Below are 21117 nucleotides of genomic sequence, written 5' to 3' on the forward strand. Positions count from 1 at the left end.
AGACCTTTTTATATGTAATATGGTTTGTGCTCATAGTAGGGGATTAGTGTTCATATAATGAAACTAGCATGGTGTTTCGTATAGGTGGCTTCCTGTAAATATGAGAAACAGCTTCCAATTCGTCATATAAGGGAGAGGGTAAAAATGGTGATACGAATTTCAGAGTTACAGATGAAGGATGTTATAAATATTTCAGATGGAAAAAGGATTGGGAATATTGGAGATATTGAAATTGATATGAACACAGGGCAAGTTTGTTCTGTTATTATTTCCAAACAGACACGTATGCTAGGTATTTTTGGAAAAGATGTTGAGATTGTAATTCCTTGGAAGGAAATTGTGAAAATTGGGGAGGATGTCATACTTGTAAGAGTAGATCCTGTTAATACTGTAACAGAATCAATACAAACACCGACAATTTCATAAAGAATATTACAAATTCCTCTTTTTTTTCTGTTAGGATTATGAAAAAATAAAAGTATGGTAAAATAGACAGGAAGTACCATGCTTTTTTCTGTTATTTTAATTAAAAGGAGCCGCTTTATTATGAGAGAACCATTTAAATATGTGGACGGTATACTGTATTTACAAGCGTGGAAAGAACTTGGAAACATTACTGCTGGATTTACGACAAAAGATGGTGGGATAAGTACGGGCTCCTTTCATGCGATGAATTTAGGATTACATGTGAATGATATCGTGGAGAACGTTCATGAAAACAGACGCATTTTAGCAAATAAGTTACAAAAACCATTAGAAAACTGGATTTGCTCTGAACAAGTTCATGATCATCATGTTGAAAAAGTAGGGCAACAGGAAAAAGGGAGTGGCGTTTATTCATATGAGGACGGCATTTCAAAAACAGATGGCATTTATACGAGTAATGAAGATGTTCTGTTAACGTCTTGTTACGCGGATTGTGTTCCGCTCTATTTTTATGCACCATCACATGGTATGATAGGACTTGCGCATGCTGGATGGAAAGGCACTGTACAAGAGATTGCAAAGGAAATGATTCAAAAGTGGAATGCGGAAGGTATTTCAAGTGATGAAATTCATGTTGCAATTGGACCGTCGATTGGATCTTGTTGTTATGTTGTGGATGATCGTGTATTAACAGCAGCACAGAAAGTAATTAACGGTGCTGTTCCTCATCAAAAAATTTCTGACGGGCAGTACGCAATTAATTTAAAAGAAATTAATCGTATATTATGTGTACAAGCAGGCATAAAAGAAGAGCATATTGTAATGTCATCTCTTTGTACAAGCTGTGAAGAGCAACTATTTTTCTCTCATCGTCGTGATCAAGGTAAGACAGGAAGAATGTTGAGTTTCATAGGTTTTAAGGAGGAAGGAAGCAAGTGACAGTACAAGAAAATTTAGTAATTGTAAACGAAGCTATTAAAGAATCTTGCGTTCGAGCTGGACGTTCGTTGCAAGATATTAAACTTGTTGCAGTGACAAAAACTGTAGGGATTGAAAAAACAAACGAAGTAATTGAAACTGGAATTATCGATTTAGGTGAAAATAGAAATGAAGGTTTCTTACAGAAATATGAGCATTTCGGTTCAAAAGTTAATTGGCACTTTATTGGCTCATTACAAACGAGAAAAGTAAAAGAAATCATTAATGAAATTGATTATTTACATTCGTTAGATCGTCTTTCCCTGGCGAAAGAAATTCAGAAACGTGCTGATAAGAAAGTGAAATGCTTTATTCAAGTGAAAACCTCATCTGAAGAATCGAAGCAAGGATTAGCAATAGAAGAGGTTGTTTCTTTTATTCAAAGTTTGCAAGAATTCGATAAAATTGAAGTGGTTGGACTAATGACGATGGCTCCATTTACAGAAGAAGAGGAAGAAATCAGACGCTGTTTTAAGGAATTACGTATGTTGCAAACAAAGGTGCAGGAGCTAGAGTTATTACATGCGCCATGTAAAGAATTATCAATGGGAATGTCCAACGATTACACGATTGCAATTGAAGAAGGGGCTACATATATTCGTTTGGGAACGATTTTAGTAGGAAAAGCGTAAAAGGAAGGAGAATCTTATTATGAGTTGGTCAAAAGTAAAATACTTCTTTTTTGATACACCGGAAGAAAAAGAAGCAGCTCAATATGGTTATGAAAAGGAGCAAACAGACATGAAAAAGCAGCAAGATCCACCAGAACAACAAGATGTTACGTTTCCAAAAGCGCAACCGAAGCAAAATGTTGTGAGTATTGAAACAGCAAAACAATCTTCAAAAGTTGTTTTATTAGAACCACGCACATATTCGGAAGCACAAGGGATTGCGGACCACTTAAAAGGTAGACGAGCTGTTGTAATTAATTTGCAGAGAATGTCTACTGATCAAGCGGTACGTATCGTTGACTTTTTAAGTGGTACTGTATACGCTATAGGCGGGGACATTCAAAAAATAGGACCGAAAACATTTATGTGTACACCTGAAAATGTTGATATTGTTGGGGCAATTTCAGAGTTATTCGGTGAAGAAGAAGAAACAAATATAAAGAGGTGGTAATACGCCATGACAACAGTTTTAATGGTGTTAAGTTCTGCTATCGAGATTTACTCGTGGGCACTGATTATTTACATTCTCCTATCATGGTTTCCTGGTGCAAAGGAATCATCTTTTGGAGAGTTCTTGGCGCGAATTTGTGAACCGTATTTAGAACCATTCCGCAGATTTATTCCGCCGCTTGGTATGATTGATATTTCTCCACTCGTTGCGATTTTTGCGTTAAAACTTGCTAAAAGTGGTTTGTTCAGTTTGTTCAGCTATTTCTTATAGTAAGAGGTTAAATACATGAGCATTTACGAACATTTTAGGCCTGATGAAGAGGTCTTTGTAGATAAAGTGCTGGAGTGGAAGCGAACAGCGGAGTACCATCAAGTGAAATTAACAGATTTCCTTGATCCAAGACAGCAACAAATTGTTTCTATGGTAATTGGACAAGGAGATGTCGCTGTACAATTTGGTGGTGCAACGCCTAATGCAGAGCGTAAAAGAGCTCTCATTTATCCAGACTATCTAGAATTAAATGAAGAAGAATTTCAAGTAGAAGTATTAGAAATTGACTATCCTTCCAAGTTTTATACGCTAGAACATAGGCAAATATTAGGTACATTTATGTCTCTTGGTTTAACGAGAGAAAAATGTGGTGATATTTTGCTGCAAGAAAATCGTGCCCAAATTGTAGTTGCGAAAGAAATCGTATCGTACATTGAGATGAACTTACAAGCAATAGGAAAAGTAAAAGTCTCCTTATCAGCAGTACAAGGAGAACAAATTCTACAAATACATGAAACGTGGGGGGAGAAATCTGGAACGGTTTCTTCACTTCGTTTAGATGTTATGTTAGCTGAAATGTTACATTTATCTAGACAGAAAGTACAACCTTTCATAAAAAATGGTTTAGTAAAAGTCAATTGGAAAACAGTGGAGCAAACTTCTTATGAATGTTATCCAGGAGACGTTTTTTCTGTTAGAGGATATGGCCGAAGTAAATTATTTTCTGTAGAAGGTAGAACAAAACGCGACAAATGGAGAATTTTGTATGGTATACTAAAATGATTGGTTTTTTAGAAGGAAATCCTCCTATTTTGTCGAAGAAAAGATATAATTGAAAGAGGAAATTTAGATAACTACTTGGAGGTGGCGTTGTGCCGTTAACACCATTAGATATTCATAACAAAGAATTTGGTCGCGGATTCCGTGGCTATGATGAAGATCAAGTAAATGAGTTTCTTGATCAAATTATCAAAGATTATGAATTGGTCATTCGTGAGAAAAAAGCTTTAGAAGAAAAAGTTGCGCAGTTAGAAGGGAAGTTAGATCATTTCTCTAATATTGAAGATACGTTAAACAAATCTATCGTTGTTGCGCAAGAAGCAGCGGAAGAAGTAAAACGTAATGCGCAAAAAGAAGCGAAATTAATTGTGCGTGAAGCTGAAAAGAATGCTGATCGTATTATTAACGAAGCATTAGTAAAATCAAGAAAAGTTGCTTTTGATATTGAAGAGCTAAAGAAACAAGCGAAAGTATTCCGAACTCGTTTCCGTATGTTATTAGAAACACAGCTTGAAATGTTAAACAACGATGATTGGGATAAACTAATTGAGTTAGAAGACGAAGTAGATGAACTGTTGAAAAAAGAAGAAACAGTGTAAGCTTGACGTTTTTCTCATTATTACATATAATTTTAAACAACATATTTATTAAGAAAAACGAAGATAGGGATAAGTACCTTTTCAAACCTTATATAGCGAACTGAGGATGGTGTAAGCTCAGGATAAGGAGATAGTGGGAATATCACCCTGGAGTTCCGCGCTGAATAAATAGAGTAAGCGTAGGCGTGTATTCGCGTTAAGAATATAAAGAGGATTCTATACATATGTATATGATCTACTAGGGTGGTACCGCGGGAGACTTTCTCGTCCCTTTTTGGGATGAGAAAGTCTCTTTTTTATTCCGTTTTTTAAGTATTTCTTTTATACATGTAAGGAGGAATTGAGCATGGAGTACAAAAATACATTACTGATGCCGAAAACAGAGTTCCCAATGCGTGGGAACTTACCAAAACGTGAGCCTGCAATGCAAGAAAAATGGGCTGAAATGAATATTTACGAAAAAGTACAAGAACATACAAAAGGTCGTCCTTTATTTGTATTGCATGATGGACCTCCATATGCGAATGGTGACATTCATATGGGACATGCATTAAATAAAGTATTAAAAGACTTTATTGTTCGTTATAAATCAATGACTGGTTTTAGTGCGCCATATGTTCCAGGATGGGATACGCACGGTTTACCAATTGAACAAGCTTTAACAAATAAAGGCGTAAAACGTAAAGAAATGACAGTTGCTGAGTTCCGTAAGTTATGTGCAGAGTATGCATATGAACAAGTAGAACGTCAACGTGAACAATTTAAGCGTTTAGGTGTACGTGCAGATTGGGATAATCCATATATTACTTTAGAGCCAGCTTATGAAGCACAACAAATTAAAGTGTTTGGTGACATGGCGAAAAAAGGTTATATCTATAAAGGTCAAAAACCAGTTTACTGGTCTCCAACGAGTGAATCTGCTTTAGCAGAAGCTGAAATTGAATATCAAGATAAAAAATCAGCATCTATTTACGTAGCATTCCCTGTAAAAGATGGAAAGAATGTATTAGAAGGTGATGAAAAGTACATCATTTGGACAACAACACCTTGGACATTACCTGCAAACTTAGGTATTTCTGTTCACCCAGAGCTTGAATATAGTATTGTAAAAGTAAATGATGAGAAATATATCATTGCTTCTGAGCTGTTTGAGACAGTTGCAAAAACGTTAGAGTGGGAAAATGCTGAAGTTGTGAAAACAGTAAAAGGTAGCGAACTTGAGTACACAGTTGCAAAACATCCATTCTACGATCGTGATTCATTAGTTATGCTAGGAGATCACGTAACAACAGATGCAGGTACAGGTTGTGTTCATACAGCACCAGGACACGGGGAAGATGACTTCGTTGTTGGTAAAAAGTATGGATTAGAAGTACTTTGCCCAGTCGATGATAAAGGTGTATTAACAAATGAAGCACCTGGATTTGAAGGCTTATTCTATGATAAAGCTAACAAGCCAATTACAGAAAAATTAGAAGAAGTAGGCGCGTTACTGAAACTAACATTCATTACACATTCATACCCACATGATTGGAGAACGAAAAAACCAATTATTTTCCGTGCGACAGCACAGTGGTTTGCATCTATTGAAGCATTCCGTAAAGAATTAATAGAAGCTGTAGCGGAAACGAAATGGGTACCAGCATGGGGAGAAACTCGTCTTCATAATATGGTTCGTGACCGTGGTGACTGGTGTATTTCTCGTCAGCGTGCATGGGGTGTGCCAATTCCGGTATTCTATGCTGAGAATGGTGATCCAATTATTACGGATGAAACAATTAACCATGTAGCAGATTTATTCCGTGAACACGGTTCTAACGTATGGTTCGAGCGTGAAGCGAAAGATCTATTACCAGAAGGATTTACACATCCGGGTAGCCCAAATGGCGAATTCCGTAAAGAAACAGACATCATGGATGTATGGTTCGATTCAGGTTCTTCTCACCAAGCGGTATTAGAAGAGCGCGAAGATTTACAGCGTCCAGCTGATTTATATTTAGAAGGATCTGACCAGTATCGTGGTTGGTTTAACTCTTCATTATCAACAGCAGTTGCTGTAACAGGTAAAGCTCCATATAAAGGCGTATTAAGTCACGGTTTCGTACTAGATGGTGAAGGACGTAAAATGAGTAAGTCGATTGGAAACATCGTCGTACCGAAGAAAATTATGGATCAATTAGGCGGAGACATTTTACGCTTATGGGTATCTTCTGTTGACTATCAATCTGACGTACGTATTTCAGATGATATTTTAAAACAAGTAGCAGAAGTGTATCGTAAAATCCGTAACACATTCCGTTTCTTATTAGGAAATTTAGACGACTTTAAGCCAAGTGAAAATGCAGTAGCTGTAGCTGAACTTCGTGAAGTAGATCGTTACATGTTAGTGAAATTAAATGACTTAATTACAAAAGTTAAAGAAGCATATGAGACATACGACTTCGCTGCTGTGTATCATGCAATTCATAACTTCTGTACAATTGATTTAAGTTCATTCTACTTAGACTTTGCAAAAGACATTTTATACATTGAAGGTGCAAATCACGAAGATCGTCGTGCAATTCAAACTGTATTATATGATGTTCTTGTTGCGTTAACGAAACTTGTAACACCAATCTTACCGCATACAGCTGATGAAGTATGGCCATACATTCCAGGCGTAACAGAAGAAAGTGTACAATTAACTGATATGCCAGAAGCTGTACAATTAGATGACGCGGAAGCGTTAAAAACAAAATGGGATGCATTTATGACATTACGTGATGACGTGTTAAAAGCACTAGAAGTAGCTCGTAATGAAAAAGTAATCGGTAAGTCATTAAATGCAAGCATTACGCTATATCCAACTGCAGAAATGAAAGCTATGTTAGAGTCTATTAGCGAAGACTTAAAGCAATTATTCATCGTTTCTGAGTATAAACTTGGTGGTATGATGGATGAAGCGCCAGCAGATGCACCGAAGTATGAACATACAGCGGTTGTTGTTGCTCAAGCAACTGGTGAAACATGTGAACGTTGTTGGGTAGTTTCAGAAACAATTGGTAAAGATGCTGAACATGAAACATTATGTGAGCGTTGTGCAACAGTTGTTAAAGAAAACTATGTAAAATAATAAAAAACTGACTGCTATTCATGCAGTCAGTTTTTTTGTTGATGGCATATCAAAAAAACTTTTCAGACTCTTTCCTGTGAAGGAAAAATGTGTGTGAGGTAAGCAAATAAATTTCGGACACACTAACTGTACATTACAGCTAGGAGGAATGTACACGTGAATGAAATTTACATGGAAATAAAAGAAGAATTGCAATTGATGAGAAAAGAGTTGCAAGAGAGACTAGCTAAAGAAGTAATGCACAAATATGATGTCGAGTTCAGCCAAGAGCTTGGATATGAAATTAAGGAAGAGATAAAGAAAAAATTGCTATTACATGATATAAAAGAGGATTTAAAGGATGTAGAACGCGCATTATTTAAAATGGAAATAGACATGTACGGTATTTGTGAAGAGACGGGGAGATTAATTTCGACAAAGCAAATGAAGACAATGCCGACTGCTCGTACGATTCATGAATTCTTCTATGAAAAGGTAAATGTATGAATACGCACAACGATATTATATTACCTTTTTTTAATTTATTTTATTCTTCTATAAAGGTTCATTGTGAAAAGGTAGCAGCTATGCTAAAATTTTGAGGTACACTGTCTTTGTGGGGGAAATGAAAATGATATATTATGTAATAGCGTTATTTGTCATTGCTATCGATCAAATATCGAAGTGGTTAATTGTAAAGAACATGGAATTGGGTACGAGTATTCCGATTATCGACAATGTATTATACATAACATCACATCGAAATAGAGGCGCTGCTTGGGGTATTTTAGAAAATAAAATGTGGTTCTTCTACATTATTACAGTTGTTTTTGTAGTGTTTATCGTATTTTATATGAAAAAGTATGCGAAAACAGACAAGCTTCTAGGTATTTCGTTAGGTCTAATTTTGGGCGGGGCAATTGGTAACTTTATTGATCGTGTATTTAGACAAGAAGTAGTGGATTTCATTCACGTGTATATTTTCTCGTACAACTATCCAGTATTCAATATAGCTGATTCAGCATTATGTATTGGTGTTGTATTAATTATTATTCAAACATTATTAGAAGGCAAGAAAGCGAAGGAGTAATTGAATGAGTGAAGTAGTACAAGTAACAGTTGCAGCAGAGCAAAAAAACGAGCGAATTGATAAATTCGTTACAGGGATAAATAACGAATGGTCACGTTCACAAGTACAGCAATGGATTAAAGATGATGTTGTGACAGTGAACGGGAAAGCAGTAAAAGTGAATTATAAAGTAAAAGAAGAGGATGAAATTACAGTAACGATTCCTGAGCCAGAAGCGCTAGATATTCAACCAGAGGATTTAAATTTAGAAATTTATTATGAAGATGCAGATGTGCTTGTTGTAAATAAGCCACGTGGCATGGTTGTACATCCAGCACCAGGGCATACAAGTGGTACACTTGTAAACGGCCTTATGCACCATTGTACAGACTTATCAGGCATTAACGGTGTAATGCGTCCAGGTATCGTGCATCGTATTGATAAAGATACATCTGGACTATTAATGGTTGCTAAAAATGATATGGCACATGAATCGCTTGTAAATCAGCTTGTAGCCAAAACAGTAACGAGACGTTACAAAGCGATTGTACACGGTGTGATTCCGCATGATAAGGGAACTATCGATGCACCAATTGGTCGTGATAAGAAAGAGCGTCAAAGTATGACAGTTGATGAAAATGGTAAGAACGCTGTTACGCACTTCCAAGTGTTAGAACGTTTTAAAGACTTTACACTTGTAGAATGTCGCTTAGAAACGGGACGTACGCACCAAATTCGTGTTCATATGAAATATATTGGCTATCCACTTGCAGGAGATCCGAAGTATGGTCCGAAGAAAACATTAGATATGAATGGACAAGCACTTCATGCGGGTATTTTAGGCTTTGATCATCCTCGTACTGGTGAATATATTCAGTTTGAGGCACCGATTCCAGAAGTGTTTGAAGACGCATTAAATATTTTACGAAAATAGTATTGACAAATCATAAGAAAACTGAGATACTGACAACAGTTAAATAATGATCCTTTAACACAGCCCCGTGAGGTTGAGAAGGTAACGGTTTGAAATACTTAGGGTATGTTGTACCCTTTTTTCAAAAGTCCTCTCGCACACGCTGAGAGGACTTTTTTTATACCATTACTCTCACGCAAGAAAAAAAGCTTGGAGGTGTAGAGCATGCAAGAGAAAGCTGTCGTTTTAGATGACCAAATGATTCGCCGCGCTTTAACACGAATTAGTCATGAAATCGTGGAACGAAATAAAGGTGTCGATAATTGTGTTCTTGTCGGAATTAAAACTCGTGGAATTTTTATTGCACAACGTTTGGCAGAACGAATTGGTCAAATTGAAGGAAAAGAAATGGAAGTTGGAGAGTTAGACATTACGTTATATCGTGATGATTTAACACTACAATCCAAAAATAAAGAACCACTTGTAAAAGGTTCTGATATCCCTGTAGATATTACGAAGAAAAAAGTTATCCTCGTTGATGACGTATTATATACAGGAAGAACAGTTCGAGCAGCAATGGATGCTCTTATGGATTTAGGTAGACCATCTCAAATTCAATTGGCGGTTCTTGTTGATAGAGGTCATCGTGAATTACCAATTCGCGCTGATTATGTAGGAAAGAACATTCCAACATCAAGTGAAGAGCGTATCGAAGTTGATTTGCAAGAGACAGATCAACAAGATCGAGTAAGCATATACGATAAGTAAAGCCCTTTTAAATGTAGTCCTGTGAGGCTGCCAAAGGGTCTTGGCTTTCATATGTCAAATTTGGCATACGAAAGTATAGGACTCTTTGTGCACAGGCACAAAGAGTTTTTTTATTGCAAAGATTTAAACTGAAGGAGGATGTAACAATGGAACAAAAGCCAGTGTTAGACGTTAATGAAGTACCGAAACCGGGAAAATGGTTATTTTTAAGTATACAACATTTGTTCGCGATGTTTGGATCAACAGTGCTTGTTCCGTTTTTAACAGGATTGAATCCATCAGTAGCATTAATATCAAGTGGATTAGGAACGCTAGCGTTTCTTCTTATAACGAAAGGTCAAGTACCAGCATATTTAGGATCATCATTCGCCTTTATCGCACCGATTATAACAGCGAAAACGGCAGGTGGGCCGGGAGCAGCAATGCTTGGTGGTTTGCTAGCAGGGCTTGTGTACATCTTAATCTCACTCGGAATTAAGAAATCAGGATCAGAGTGGATTATGAAACTACTACCACCAATCGTAGTTGGTCCAGTAGTAATGGTAATCGGTCTAGCTTTAGCACATACAGCAGTTAACATGGCGATGAACGGTGCGGATGGCAAATACAGCTTTACACATTTTTCAGTAGCATTAGTAACATTAGCAATTACAATCATTTGCTCGATATTCGGAAGAGGATTTTTCAGTATCATACCAGTGTTACTTGGCATTATCGGCGGATATATCTTCGCTTACTTCCAAGGGCTAGTAGACTTAAAGCCGGTAGCTGAGGCAAAATGGTTTGTTGTACCAGATTTCACAGTACCATTTGTAACATACACACCAGAGTTTTCATGGAAGATTGTACTCTTGATGGTACCAGTTGCACTAGTAACAATATCAGAACATATCGGACATCAAATTGTACTTGGAAATGTTATTAAAAGAGATTTAATTGAAAAACCAGGTTTACACCGTTCGATCTTTGGTGACGGAGTAGCAACATTAATTGCATCACTAATCGGTGGGCCACCGAATACAACGTATGGTGAAAACATCGGTGTGCTAGCAATTACGAGAGCATACAGTGTATACTTATTCATCGGTTCAGCAGTATTCGCAATCATGTTCGGATTTATCGGTAAGATTTCTGCACTGATTCATTCGATCCCAACACCAGTTATGGGCGGGGTATCAATCTTACTATTCGGTGTAATCGCATCAAGCGGATTACGCATGATGGTAGATGATAAAACAGATTTAAGTGACAAACGAAACTTAATGATTGCATCAGTAATACTAGTAATCGGTATTGGTGGAGCGGTACTTCACGTAGGGGATTCATTCCAAGTCGAAGGAATGGCGCTTGCAGCAATTGTAGGTGTACTGTTAAATCTACTACTACCAGAAACAAAACAAGAAAAACATACAAAACAATCTAAGCAGATTGCTTCATAAAAATAACCTTTTAATTCAGTCCTGTGAGACGGAAAAGGGTGGCTTCTTCCTTGCACCCTAGTCTTACATGACTAGGGTATTTTTATGCAAAGGTTGTTATAAAAATACAAAAGTGGTAACATAAAAATCAGAAAGATGAGGGATGACGATGAGCCATTTGTTAACGATGAGTGAATTATCGGAAGTAGAAATTTCAGAAATCCTAAAAGACGCAGAAGATTTTGCGAATGGAAAAGAGAGCAAAACGACAGAGCAAACTTTTGTTGCAAACTTGTTCTTTGAGAATAGTACGAGAACGAGATTTAGCTTTGAAGTTGCTGAGAAGAGATTAGGACTAGATGTTTTAAACTTTTCAGCTGATGCATCTAGCGTACAAAAAGGAGAAACTTTATACGATACGATAAGAACACTAGAATCAATCGGAACAAAAGCAGTGGTCATCCGCCATGAGCAAGATCGCTACTTCGATGAACTAAAAGATCAGGTGAATATCCCGATCTTAAACGCTGGAGATGGATGTGGAAACCACCCAACGCAGTGCCTACTCGACCTTCTTACAATTAAACAAGAGTTTGGAAGATTTGAAGGTTTGAAGATTGCAATAGTAGGAGATGTTCGTCATAGCCGAGTAGCACGTTCTAATGCAGAAGCATTAACGAAGCTTGGTGCAACAATTTACTTTGCAAGTCCAGAAGAGTGGAAAGGTGAAGACAACACATTTGGAACATACAAACCATTAGATGAACTTGTTCCAGAAGTGGATGTAATGATGTTACTCCGTGTACAACATGAGCGTCATGATCATTATGAAACAGACATTATGAAAGAATATCATGAGAAACACGGATTAACAGTAGAAAGAGAAAAGCGTATGAAAGAAGGAAGCATTATTATGCATCCAGCTCCCGTAAACCGTGATGTTGAAATTGCAAGTGAACTTGTTGAGTGTGAGCGTTCACGCATATTTAAACAAATGGAAAATGGAGTTTACGTAAGAATGGCTGTACTAAAACGCGCCTTACCAAATGTATTAGGAGGAATGAAACATGAATTACTTGTTTAAAAATGGTCGTTATATGAATGAAGAAGGAAAAATTGTAGCAACAGATCTTCTCGTACAAGACGGTAAAATCGCTAAGGTAGCAGAAAATATTACGGCAGATAATGCTGAAGTAATCGATGTGAACGGAAAGTTAATCGCACCTGGATTAGTAGATGTACACGTACATCTTCGTGAACCAGGTGGTGAACATAAAGAAACAATTGAAACAGGTACACTAGCAGCGGCAAAAGGTGGATTCACTACAATTTGTGCAATGCCAAATACACGTCCAGTACCAGATTGCAGAGAACATATGGAAGACTTGCAAAATCGTATTAAAGAAAAAGCACATGTCAACGTACTACCATACGGAGCAATTACAATACGTCAAGCTGGTTCTGAAATGACAGATTTCGAAACATTAAAAGAACTTGGAGCATTTGCTTTCACAGATGACGGCGTAGGCGTACAAGATGCGAGCATGATGTTAGCGGCTATGAAACGTGCAGCAAAATTAAATATGGCAGTAGTTGCGCACTGTGAAGAGAATACGCTTATTAATAAAGGTTGTGTACATGAAGGGAAGTTTTCTGAGAAACACGGATTAAACGGTATCCCATCAGTATGTGAATCTGTACATATTGCAAGGGATATATTGCTTGCGGAAGCAGCAGATTGTCACTATCACGTATGTCACGTAAGTACGAAAGGTTCAGTACGTGTAATCCGTGATGCGAAACGCGCTGGAATTAAAGTAACAGCAGAAGTAACACCACATCACCTAGTGTTATGTGAAGATGATATCCCATCAGCTGATCCTAATTTTAAAATGAACCCACCGCTTCGTGGAAAAGAAGACCATGCAGCATTAATTGAAGGTTTATTAGATGGAACGATCGATATGATCGCAACTGACCATGCACCGCATACAGCGGAAGAGAAAGCACAAGGAATTGAAAGAGCACCATTCGGAATTACTGGTTTTGAAACAGCATTCCCGCTTCTATACACAAACCTTGTGAAAAAAGGAGTTATTACGCTAGAACAATTAATTCAATATTTAACAGAAAAGCCAGCTGATACATTCGGCTTAGAAGCAGGTCGCCTGAAAGAAGGTAGAACAGCTGATATTACAATCATTGATTTAGAACAAGAAGAAGAGATTGATCCAACAACATTCTTATCAAAAGGAAAAAATACACCATTCGCAGGTTGGAAATGCCAAGGATGGCCGGTAATGACAATCGTTGGTGGTAAGATCGCATGGCAAAAGGAGAGTGCATTAGTATGAAAAGACAACTTATCTTAGAAGATGGAACAGTATTAATTGGAAAAGGTTTCGGAGGAGAAACCGAAAAGTCAGGTGAGGTTGTATTTACAACAGGAATGACTGGATATCAAGAAACATTATCTGATCCATCATATTGCGGTCAAATCGTAACATTCACGTACCCATTAATCGGAAACTACGGCATTAACCGTGACGATTTCGAATCGATTCACCCATCTGTAAATGGTTTAATCGTAAACGAAATTTGTGATCATCCATCAAACTTCCGTAATGAAATTTCGTTAAATGATTACTTAAAAGAAAGAAACATCCCGGGATTAGCAGGAATTGATACGAGAAAATTAACGAGAAAAATTCGTCAATACGGTACATTACGCGGACGCCTTTGTAACATGGATGCAGATGTAGAATACATCGTGAGCCAATTAAAAGCGACAGTATTTACAGATCACGTGAAACGCGTATCAACGAAAGATCCATACCCAAGTCCAGGACGCGGACACCGAGTTGTACTTGTAGACTTCGGAATGAAACATGGTATTTTACGAGAATTAAATAAGCGTGACTGTGATGTAATTGTAGTTCCTTACAACACAACAGCAGAAGAAATTTTACGCCTTAGCCCAGATGGAATTATGTTAAGTAACGGACCTGGGGATCCAAAAGATGTACCAGAAGCAATTGAAATGTTAAAAGACATTATCGGTAAAGTTCCTTTATTCGGAATTTGCCTAGGACATCAATTGTTCGCTCTAGCATCTGGTGCAAATACAAGTAAGTTGAAATTCGGTCACCGTGGTTTAAACCATCCAGTAAAAAATCTTGCAACTGGAAAAGTAGCAATTACATCTCAAAACCATGGTTACGCAGTAGAAGAAGAATCAGTTGAAAATACAGAGCTTGAAATTACACATGTTGCTTTAAATGATGGAACAGTAGAAGGTCTTCGTCATAAGAAGTTCCCAGCATTTACAGTACAATACCATCCAGAAGCTTCAGCAGGACCTGAAGATGCAAATGATTTATTCGAAGATTTCTTAGCAATGATTGAAAACTTCAAGAAAGAAGGGGAAGAGTTATGCCAAAACGCCTAGATATTAACACAATTTTAGTAATCGGATCAGGACCAATTGTAATTGGGCAAGCAGCGGAGTTTGACTACTCTGGTACACAAGCTTGTCAATCTCTAAGAGAAGAAGGTTACAAAGTAATCCTTGTTAACTCTAACCCAGCAACAATTATGACAGATACTGCAACAGCAGATAAAGTATATATCGAACCATTAACATTAGAATTCGTAAGCCGTATTATTCGTAAAGAACGTCCAGATGCAATCTTACCAACATTAGGTGGTCAAACAGGGTTAAATATGGCTGTTGAACTTGCGAAATCAGGCATACTTGAAGAATGCGGAGTTGAAATTTTAGGAACGAAATTATCAGCCATCGAGCAAGCGGAGGATCGCGATTTATTCCGTACATTAATGCAGGATTTAAATGAACCAATTCCATCTAGTACGATCATTCATACGCTGGAAGAAGCACATGAATTTGTAAAAGAAATTGGTTATCCAGTTATTGTTCGCCCAGCATTTACAATGGGAGGAACAGGTGGCGGAATTTGTAGTAATGAAGAAGAACTAATTGAAATCGTATCCGGTGGATTAAAACATAGTCCAGTAACACAATGTTTATTAGAAAAGAGCATTGCTGGTTGTAAGGAAATTGAATATGAAGTAATGCGTGATTCGAATGATAACGCGATTGTAGTATGTAACATGGAAAACATCGATCCAGTTGGGGTTCACACAGGTGATTCTATCGTAGTAGCACCAAGCCAAACATTAAGCGACCGTGAATATCAAATGTTACGAAACACTTCATTACGAATTATTCGTGCATTAGGAATTGAAGGTGGATGTAACGTTCAGCTTGCACTAGATCCACATAGCTTCCAATACTATGTAATCGAAGTAAACCCACGTGTAAGTCGTTCATCTGCACTAGCATCTAAAGCGACTGGATATCCAATTGCAAAATTAGCAGCGAAAATTGCAGTCGGCTTAACATTAGATGAAATCATAAACCCAGTAACACAAAAAACTTACGCTTGCTTCGAGCCAGCATTAGACTATGTTGTTTCAAAAATTCCACGCTGGCCATTTGATAAGTTTGAATCAGCAAACAGAACACTTGGTACACAAATGAAGGCAACTGGTGAAGTTATGTCAATCGGACGTAACTTAGAGCAATCATTATTAAAAGCGGTTCGTTCTTTAGAGCTTGGCATTTATCACTTAGAATTAGACCACTTAAAAGAACTTGATAAAGAAACAATGAAAAAACGCATTATTAAAGCAGACGATGAGCGACTGTTTATTGTAGCAGAAGCAATTCGTCAAGGTGTAACGAAAGAAGAAATCAACGAATGGTGTGAAATGGACTTCTTCTTCTTACAAAAAATTGAAAACATCGTAAATATGGAACGCGAAGTAAAAGCGAATGTAGGAAATATGGAAGTACTACAAGCTGCGAAAGAAATGGGCTTCAGTGATCACTACATTGCAGCTGCTTGGAACAAAACGGAGCGTGAAATTTACGATATGCGTAAAGAAAGCAATATAACTCCTGTTTATAAAATGGTAGATACTTGTGCGGCAGAGTTTGAATCTGCAACACCATACTACTACAGCACATATGGTGATGAGAATGAATCGGTTATAACAGATCGTAAGAGTGTTGTTGTACTAGGGTCTGGTCCAATCCGTATCGGTCAAGGGGTTGAGTTTGACTATGCAACAGTTCACTCTGTATGGGCAATTAAAGAAGCTGGATATGAGGCAATCATTGTTAATAACAATCCAGAAACAGTTTCAACAGACTTCAGTATTTCTGACAAATTATACTTTGAACCATTAACAATCGAAGATGTAATGCACATCATTGATTTAGAAAAACCAGAAGGCGTTATTGTTCAGTTCGGTGGACAAACGGCAATTAACTTAGCGGCGAAATTAGAGGCTCACGGTGTGAAAATCTTAGGAACATCACTTGAAGACTTAGACCGTGCAGAAGATCGTGATAAATTTGAAGCTGCTTTAACAAAACTTGGTATCCCGCAACCAGTTGGTAAAACAGCAACGACTGTAGAACAAGCAGTAGCAATCGCAGAAGAAATTGGTTATCCAGTATTAGTAAGACCATCTTACGTACTAGGTGGACGTGCGATGGAAATCGTATATCGCCAAGAAGAACTGCTGCACTACATGAAAAATGCAGTTAAAGTTCATGCAGATCACCCAGTATTAATCGACCGTTACATGGTTGGTAAAGAAATTGAAGTAGATGCAATTTCGGATGGTGAGAATGTATTCATTCCAGGTATTATGGAACATATTGAACGCGCTGGAGTTCACTCTGGTGACTCAATTGGAGTATATCCACCACAAAGTTTATCTGAAAAACTAAAAGAACAAATCATTGAACATACAATTGCACTTGGAAAAGGATTAAACATTGTTGGATTACTAAATATCCAGTTCGTAGTATTCAAAGATCAAGTGTACGTAATTGAAGTAAACCCACGTGCAAGCCGTACAGTACCGTTCTTAAGTAAAATTACAGGCGTACCGATGGCGAATGTTGCAACGAAAGTTATTTTAGGGCAAGACCTAGTAGAGCAAGGATACGGAACGGGCTATCACCCAGAAGAGAAAGAAGTATATGTAAAAGCTCCGGTATTCTCATTCGCGAAACTACGTTCAGTTGATACAACATTAGGACCTGAAATGAAATCAACAGGGGAAGTAATGGGTAAAGACTTAACGCTTGAAAAAGCATTATATAAAGGATTAGTTGCTTCAGGAATTAACATCCCAACGCACGGATCAGTAATCATTACTGTAGCGGATAAAGATAAAGAAGAGGCGATGGAAATTGCAAAACGTTTCCACGAAATCGGCTATAACTTATTAGCAACAGCTGGAACAGCACAATCATTAGAAGAGCAAAATATCCCAGTACAAGTTGTAAACAAAATTGATTCTGAAGACTACAACTTACTAGATATTATCCGTCAAGGAAAAGCACAGTTTGTAATTAACACATTAACAAAAGGTAAACAACCAGCGCGTGATGGTTTCCGCATTCGCCGTGAATCAGTAGAAAATGGTGTGGCTTGCTTAACATCACTTGATACAACAAGAGCAATCTTACGAGTATTAGAATCTATGACATTCTCAGCTCATTCAATGAAAGAAATTACGCAAACAAAGCGTCACGAGGTGGTACATGCATGATGCAAAAGCAAAATATGATCGTCGTTAATCAAAAAGAAATCGCAAAAAACATTTACGAGTTAGTGCTTCAAGGAACTTTAGTACAGCAAATGAACGAACCAGGGCAGTTTGTACACATTAAGGTAGCAGAGGGCATTGCGCCCCTTCTGCGCCGCCCGATTAGTATTTGTAATGTAGATCAAGAGAAGAACGAATTTACAATGCTATATCGTGCGGAAGGACAAGGGACAAAAACATTAGCAACTAGAAAACAAGGTGAAATGGTAGACGTACTAGGACCACTAGGACACGGTTTTCCTGTAGAAGAAGCAGAAGCTGGTCAAACAGCTTTACTAGTAGGCGGGGGGATTGGTGTACCACCACTTTATGAACTATCACAGCGCCTCGTTGCAAAAGGTGTACGTGTAATTCACATCTTAGGTTTTCAAACGAAAGATGTAGTTTTCTATGAAGAAAAATTTGCAGAACTTGGTGATACGTACGTTGCGACAGTAGATGGTACACACGGTACAAAAGGATTTGTCACAGATGTAATTGATAATTACGGAATTGACTTTGATATTCTTTATTCATGTGGTCCGTTAGCGATGCTTCGTGCATTAGAAGGACGTTACAAAGAGAAAAAAGCCTATATTTCATTAGAAGAACGTATGGGCTGCGGTATTGGAGCTTGTTTCGCATGTGTATGCCACTTACAAGAAGATCCAAGTGGACATTCTTACAAGAAGGTGTGTAGCGACGGACCAGTATTTCCAATCGGGGAGGTTGTACTATGAACAGATTGCAAGTTGAATTACCAGGATTATCATTAAAAAATCCAATTATACCGGCATCTGGATGCTTTGGATTTGGTCGTGAATATGCACAGTTTTACGATTTAAGTGTACTAGGATCAATCATGATTAAAGCGACGACAGAACAACCACGCTATGGAAATCCAACGCCTCGTGTTGCTGAAACACCGGGCGGCATGTTAAATGCGATCGGACTTCAAAACCCAGGGTTAGAAAAAGTAATGAATTCTGAATTACCATGGTTAGAACAATTTGATCTTCCAATCATTGCGAACGTTGCAGGCTCACAAGCTGAGGATTATGTAGCGGTTGCAAAGGAAATTTCTAAAGCGCCTAATGTCCATGCACTAGAATTAAATATTTCTTGTCCGAACGTAAAAACAGGTGGTATCGCCTTTGGTACAAATCCTGAAATTGCTGCTGATTTAACGAAGCGAGTAAAAGAGGTTTCTGAAGTACCTGTATACGTGAAGTTGTCACCAAACGTGGCAAACATAGTGGAAATTGCAAAAGCAATTGAAAATGCAGGTGCAGATGGTTTAACGATGATTAATACATTGCTTGGTATGCGTTTAGATTTAAAAACAGCTAAACCAATTTTAGCAAACCGTACAGGCGGATTATCAGGTCCTGCGATTAAGCCAGTAGCAATTCGTATGGTACATGAAGTAAGCCAAGCGGTTAACATTCCAATTATCGGAATGGGTGGTATTGAAACAGCGGAAGATGTAATTGAATTCTTCTACGCTGGCGCAAGCGCAGTTGCAGTAGGTACAGCGAACTTTATCGATCCGTTCGTATGTCCGACAATTATTGAAGAGTTACCAGCATTACTAGATGAATTAGGATTTGATCACATTTCGGAATGTCAAGGAAGGAGCTGGAAGCAAACATGTCACAGTCGTTAATCGTTGCACTAGATTTTCCAGGGAAACAAGATGTAGAACAATTCTTGCGCCACTTTGAAGGGGAAGAGTTATTTGTCAAAGTTGGTATGGAGTTATTTTACAAAGAAGGCCCTGCAATTATTACGTACTTAAAAGAAAAAGGACATAAGATTTTTCTAGATTTAAAACTTCATGATATTCCGAATACAGTAAAAAGCGCTATGCGTAGCCTAGCTAGTCTAGATGTTGATATGGTAAATGTTCATGCTGCTGGGGGAAGCAGCATGATGAAATCTGCGATTGAGGGATTAGAGGAAGGTAAGCAAGAAGGAAAAGAGAGACCGATTTGTATTGCAGTTACACAACTAACAAGCACTTCGGAAGCTATGATGAAAAAAGAGATCGGCATTGAGAAGACGTTAGAAGAAGCGGTTGCTCATTATGCAAAACTAACGAAAGAAAGTGGACTTGATGGCGTTGTTTGCTCAACGCTTGAAGTTCCAAAATTACGTGAAGTATGCGGAAATGAATTTGTAACAGTAACACCGGGGATTCGTCTTGCAAGCGATGATGTAAATGACCAGGTGCGCGTAGCAACACCGAAACGTGCGAGGGAACTTGGCTCAAGCTACATCGTAGTTGGACGTAGCATTACAAAAGCAGAAAATCCGCTTGAAGCGTATAAAACAGTAAAACAACAGTGGGAAGGTGTAACAGTATGAAAAAAGAAATCGCATCGCATTTATTAGAAATTGGAGCAGTATTTTTACAACCGAATGATCCATTCACATGGTCTTCAGGTATGAAATCACCAATTTATTGTGATAACCGTTTAACTTTATCTTATCCAAAAGTACGTCAAGCGATTGCAGCTGGATTAGAAGAGTTAATTAAAGAGCACTTCCCAACTGTAGAAGTTATTGCAGGAACAGCAACTGCTGGTATCGCGCACGCTGCATGGGTAAGCGATCGTATGGATTTACCAATGTGCTACGTACGTAGTAAAGCAAAAGGCCACGGTAAAGGGAATCAAATTGAAGGAAAAGCTGAAAAAGGTCAAAAAGTTGTAGTAGTAGAAGACTTAATTTCAACTGGCGGAAGTGCAATTACATGTGTAGAAGCACTTCGCGAAGCTGGCTGTGAAGTATTAGGAATCGTATCAATCTTCACATACGAGCTAGAAGCAGGAAAAGAAAAGCTAGAAGCAGCTAACGTAGCATCATATTCTTTAAGTGATTACAGTGCATTAACTGAAGTTGCAGCAGAAAAAGGTATGATCGGACAAGCTGAAACGAAAAAATTACAAGAGTGGCGTAAAAATCCAGCTAACGAAGCTTGGATTACAGCGTAA

The 21117-nt window shown here is 37.9% G+C and carries 21 protein-coding genes and 1 other annotated feature; all 21 genes read left to right on the forward strand.

What is annotated here, in order from left to right; all coding sequences use genetic code 11:
* Positions 1 to 144 precede the first annotated feature (144 nt).
* The 21 genes from ACO6VI_RS03660 (at position 145) to pyrE (ending at position 21117) form a co-directional block, all read left to right on the forward strand.
* Complete coding sequence (locus ACO6VI_RS03660) at positions 145 to 426, forward strand: YlmC/YmxH family sporulation protein (RefSeq protein ID WP_000236749.1); 282 nt, start codon at positions 145 to 147, stop codon at positions 424 to 426.
* Between the two features lie 120 nt (positions 427 to 546).
* A complete protein-coding gene (gene pgeF / locus ACO6VI_RS03665) occupies positions 547 to 1365 on the forward strand; it encodes a peptidoglycan editing factor PgeF (RefSeq protein WP_001209012.1) in 819 nt (272 codons plus the stop codon).
* Positions 1362 to 2036 (forward strand): YggS family pyridoxal phosphate-dependent enzyme, encoded by a 675-nt coding sequence (locus ACO6VI_RS03670; protein WP_000218011.1) that lies wholly within the window; start codon positions 1362 to 1364, stop codon positions 2034 to 2036. The genes pgeF and ACO6VI_RS03670 overlap by 4 nt, the downstream gene beginning before the upstream one ends.
* Before the next feature lie 19 nt (positions 2037 to 2055).
* Positions 2056 to 2526: a cell division protein SepF gene (locus ACO6VI_RS03675; RefSeq protein ID WP_000119129.1), complete on the forward strand. Its 471-nt coding sequence runs from the start codon at positions 2056 to 2058 to the stop codon at positions 2524 to 2526.
* 6 nt (positions 2527 to 2532) lie between these two features.
* The gene (locus tag ACO6VI_RS03680) at positions 2533 to 2796 is read left to right on the forward strand and encodes a YggT family protein (protein ID WP_000214324.1); all 264 of its coding nucleotides are present in this window, start codon (positions 2533 to 2535) and stop codon (positions 2794 to 2796) included.
* A 15-nt stretch (positions 2797 to 2811) separates the two neighbouring features.
* On the forward strand, positions 2812 to 3579 hold the full coding sequence (locus ACO6VI_RS03685) for an RNA-binding protein (RefSeq protein WP_000029713.1): 768 nt from the start codon (positions 2812 to 2814) through the stop codon (positions 3577 to 3579).
* Between the two features lie 89 nt (positions 3580 to 3668).
* Positions 3669 to 4175: a septum site-determining protein DivIVA gene (gene divIVA / locus ACO6VI_RS03690; protein WP_001131611.1), complete on the forward strand. Its 507-nt coding sequence runs from the start codon at positions 3669 to 3671 to the stop codon at positions 4173 to 4175.
* Positions 4176 to 4226: 51 nt separating this feature from the next.
* Positions 4227 to 4450 (forward strand) — a binding site (T-box leader).
* A gap of 71 nt (positions 4451 to 4521) precedes the next feature.
* Positions 4522 to 7287: an isoleucine--tRNA ligase gene (gene ileS2, locus ACO6VI_RS03695; protein WP_000455951.1), complete on the forward strand. Its 2766-nt coding sequence runs from the start codon at positions 4522 to 4524 to the stop codon at positions 7285 to 7287.
* Positions 7288 to 7443: 156 nt separating this feature from the next.
* A complete protein-coding gene (locus ACO6VI_RS03700; RefSeq protein WP_001002956.1) occupies positions 7444 to 7773 on the forward strand; it encodes a molecular chaperone DnaK in 330 nt (109 codons plus the stop codon).
* 124 nt (positions 7774 to 7897) lie between these two features.
* Positions 7898 to 8356 (forward strand): lipoprotein signal peptidase LspA, encoded by a 459-nt coding sequence (lspA, locus tag ACO6VI_RS03705; protein WP_000642180.1) that lies wholly within the window; start codon positions 7898 to 7900, stop codon positions 8354 to 8356.
* A 4-nt stretch (positions 8357 to 8360) separates the two neighbouring features.
* A complete protein-coding gene (locus ACO6VI_RS03710; protein ID WP_000005832.1) occupies positions 8361 to 9269 on the forward strand; it encodes an RluA family pseudouridine synthase in 909 nt (302 codons plus the stop codon).
* A 204-nt stretch (positions 9270 to 9473) separates the two neighbouring features.
* On the forward strand, positions 9474 to 10016 hold the full coding sequence (pyrR, locus tag ACO6VI_RS03715; RefSeq protein WP_001156491.1) for a bifunctional pyrimidine operon transcriptional regulator/uracil phosphoribosyltransferase: 543 nt from the start codon (positions 9474 to 9476) through the stop codon (positions 10014 to 10016).
* Positions 10017 to 10162: 146 nt separating this feature from the next.
* Entirely contained in the window at positions 10163 to 11455 is a 1293-nt protein-coding gene (gene uraA / locus ACO6VI_RS03720; RefSeq protein WP_053563749.1) for a uracil permease, read from the forward strand.
* Between the two features lie 148 nt (positions 11456 to 11603).
* The gene (gene pyrB / locus ACO6VI_RS03725) at positions 11604 to 12518 is read left to right on the forward strand and encodes an aspartate carbamoyltransferase (protein ID WP_000018860.1); all 915 of its coding nucleotides are present in this window, start codon (positions 11604 to 11606) and stop codon (positions 12516 to 12518) included.
* Positions 12502 to 13788 (forward strand): dihydroorotase, encoded by a 1287-nt coding sequence (pyrC, locus tag ACO6VI_RS03730; RefSeq protein WP_063548505.1) that lies wholly within the window; start codon positions 12502 to 12504, stop codon positions 13786 to 13788. Before pyrB ends, pyrC begins: the two co-directional genes overlap by 17 nt.
* A complete protein-coding gene (locus ACO6VI_RS03735) occupies positions 13785 to 14882 on the forward strand; it encodes a carbamoyl phosphate synthase small subunit (RefSeq protein WP_063548503.1) in 1098 nt (365 codons plus the stop codon). Before pyrC ends, ACO6VI_RS03735 begins: the two co-directional genes overlap by 4 nt.
* Positions 14867 to 18085, forward strand: a complete 3219-nt coding sequence (gene carB, locus ACO6VI_RS03740) for a carbamoyl-phosphate synthase large subunit (RefSeq protein WP_001126128.1) — start codon at positions 14867 to 14869, stop codon at positions 18083 to 18085. The genes ACO6VI_RS03735 and carB overlap by 16 nt, the downstream gene beginning before the upstream one ends.
* Positions 18082 to 18861, forward strand: coding sequence for a dihydroorotate oxidase B electron transfer subunit (gene pyrK / locus ACO6VI_RS03745; protein ID WP_000983359.1), 780 nt, complete (start codon positions 18082 to 18084; stop codon positions 18859 to 18861). Before carB ends, pyrK begins: the two co-directional genes overlap by 4 nt.
* Positions 18858 to 19787 (forward strand): dihydroorotate oxidase B catalytic subunit, encoded by a 930-nt coding sequence (pyrD, locus tag ACO6VI_RS03750; protein WP_001081057.1) that lies wholly within the window; start codon positions 18858 to 18860, stop codon positions 19785 to 19787. Before pyrK ends, pyrD begins: the two co-directional genes overlap by 4 nt.
* The gene (gene pyrF / locus ACO6VI_RS03755; protein ID WP_063548501.1) at positions 19772 to 20488 is read left to right on the forward strand and encodes an orotidine-5'-phosphate decarboxylase; all 717 of its coding nucleotides are present in this window, start codon (positions 19772 to 19774) and stop codon (positions 20486 to 20488) included. Before pyrD ends, pyrF begins: the two co-directional genes overlap by 16 nt.
* On the forward strand, positions 20485 to 21117 hold the full coding sequence (gene pyrE / locus ACO6VI_RS03760) for an orotate phosphoribosyltransferase (protein ID WP_000711449.1): 633 nt from the start codon (positions 20485 to 20487) through the stop codon (positions 21115 to 21117). Before pyrF ends, pyrE begins: the two co-directional genes overlap by 4 nt.

It is taken from the genome of Bacillus sp. PSXD-155 (assembly GCF_049310765.1).
Taxonomy (GTDB): Bacteria; Bacillota; Bacilli; order Bacillales; family Bacillaceae_G; genus Bacillus_A; species Bacillus_A cereus.

What these genes read in the sequence shown, in the direction of transcription:
- ACO6VI_RS03660 (WP_000236749.1), top strand. Translation starts at nt 145, where the DNA reads ATGGTGATACGAATTTCAGAGTTACAGATGAAGGATGTTATAAATATT.
- pgeF (WP_001209012.1), top strand. Translation starts at nt 547, where the DNA reads ATGAGAGAACCATTTAAATATGTGGACGGTATACTGTATTTACAAGCG.
- ACO6VI_RS03675 (WP_000119129.1), top strand. Translation starts at nt 2,056, where the DNA reads ATGAGTTGGTCAAAAGTAAAATACTTCTTTTTTGATACACCGGAAGAA.
- ACO6VI_RS03680 (WP_000214324.1), top strand. Translation starts at nt 2,533, where the DNA reads ATGACAACAGTTTTAATGGTGTTAAGTTCTGCTATCGAGATTTACTCG.
- ACO6VI_RS03685 (WP_000029713.1), top strand. Translation starts at nt 2,812, where the DNA reads ATGAGCATTTACGAACATTTTAGGCCTGATGAAGAGGTCTTTGTAGAT.
- ileS2 (WP_000455951.1), top strand. Translation starts at nt 4,522, where the DNA reads ATGGAGTACAAAAATACATTACTGATGCCGAAAACAGAGTTCCCAATG.
- lspA (WP_000642180.1), top strand. Translation starts at nt 7,898, where the DNA reads ATGATATATTATGTAATAGCGTTATTTGTCATTGCTATCGATCAAATA.
- ACO6VI_RS03710 (WP_000005832.1), top strand. Translation starts at nt 8,361, where the DNA reads ATGAGTGAAGTAGTACAAGTAACAGTTGCAGCAGAGCAAAAAAACGAG.
- pyrR (WP_001156491.1), top strand. Translation starts at nt 9,474, where the DNA reads ATGCAAGAGAAAGCTGTCGTTTTAGATGACCAAATGATTCGCCGCGCT.
- uraA (WP_053563749.1), top strand. Translation starts at nt 10,163, where the DNA reads ATGGAACAAAAGCCAGTGTTAGACGTTAATGAAGTACCGAAACCGGGA.
- pyrB (WP_000018860.1), top strand. Translation starts at nt 11,604, where the DNA reads ATGAGCCATTTGTTAACGATGAGTGAATTATCGGAAGTAGAAATTTCA.
- pyrC (WP_063548505.1), top strand. Translation starts at nt 12,502, where the DNA reads ATGAATTACTTGTTTAAAAATGGTCGTTATATGAATGAAGAAGGAAAA.
- ACO6VI_RS03735 (WP_063548503.1), top strand. Translation starts at nt 13,785, where the DNA reads ATGAAAAGACAACTTATCTTAGAAGATGGAACAGTATTAATTGGAAAA.
- carB (WP_001126128.1), top strand. Translation starts at nt 14,867, where the DNA reads ATGCCAAAACGCCTAGATATTAACACAATTTTAGTAATCGGATCAGGA.
- pyrK (WP_000983359.1), top strand. Translation starts at nt 18,082, where the DNA reads ATGATGCAAAAGCAAAATATGATCGTCGTTAATCAAAAAGAAATCGCA.
- pyrD (WP_001081057.1), top strand. Translation starts at nt 18,858, where the DNA reads ATGAACAGATTGCAAGTTGAATTACCAGGATTATCATTAAAAAATCCA.
- pyrF (WP_063548501.1), top strand. Translation starts at nt 19,772, where the DNA reads ATGTCACAGTCGTTAATCGTTGCACTAGATTTTCCAGGGAAACAAGAT.
- pyrE (WP_000711449.1), top strand. Translation starts at nt 20,485, where the DNA reads ATGAAAAAAGAAATCGCATCGCATTTATTAGAAATTGGAGCAGTATTT.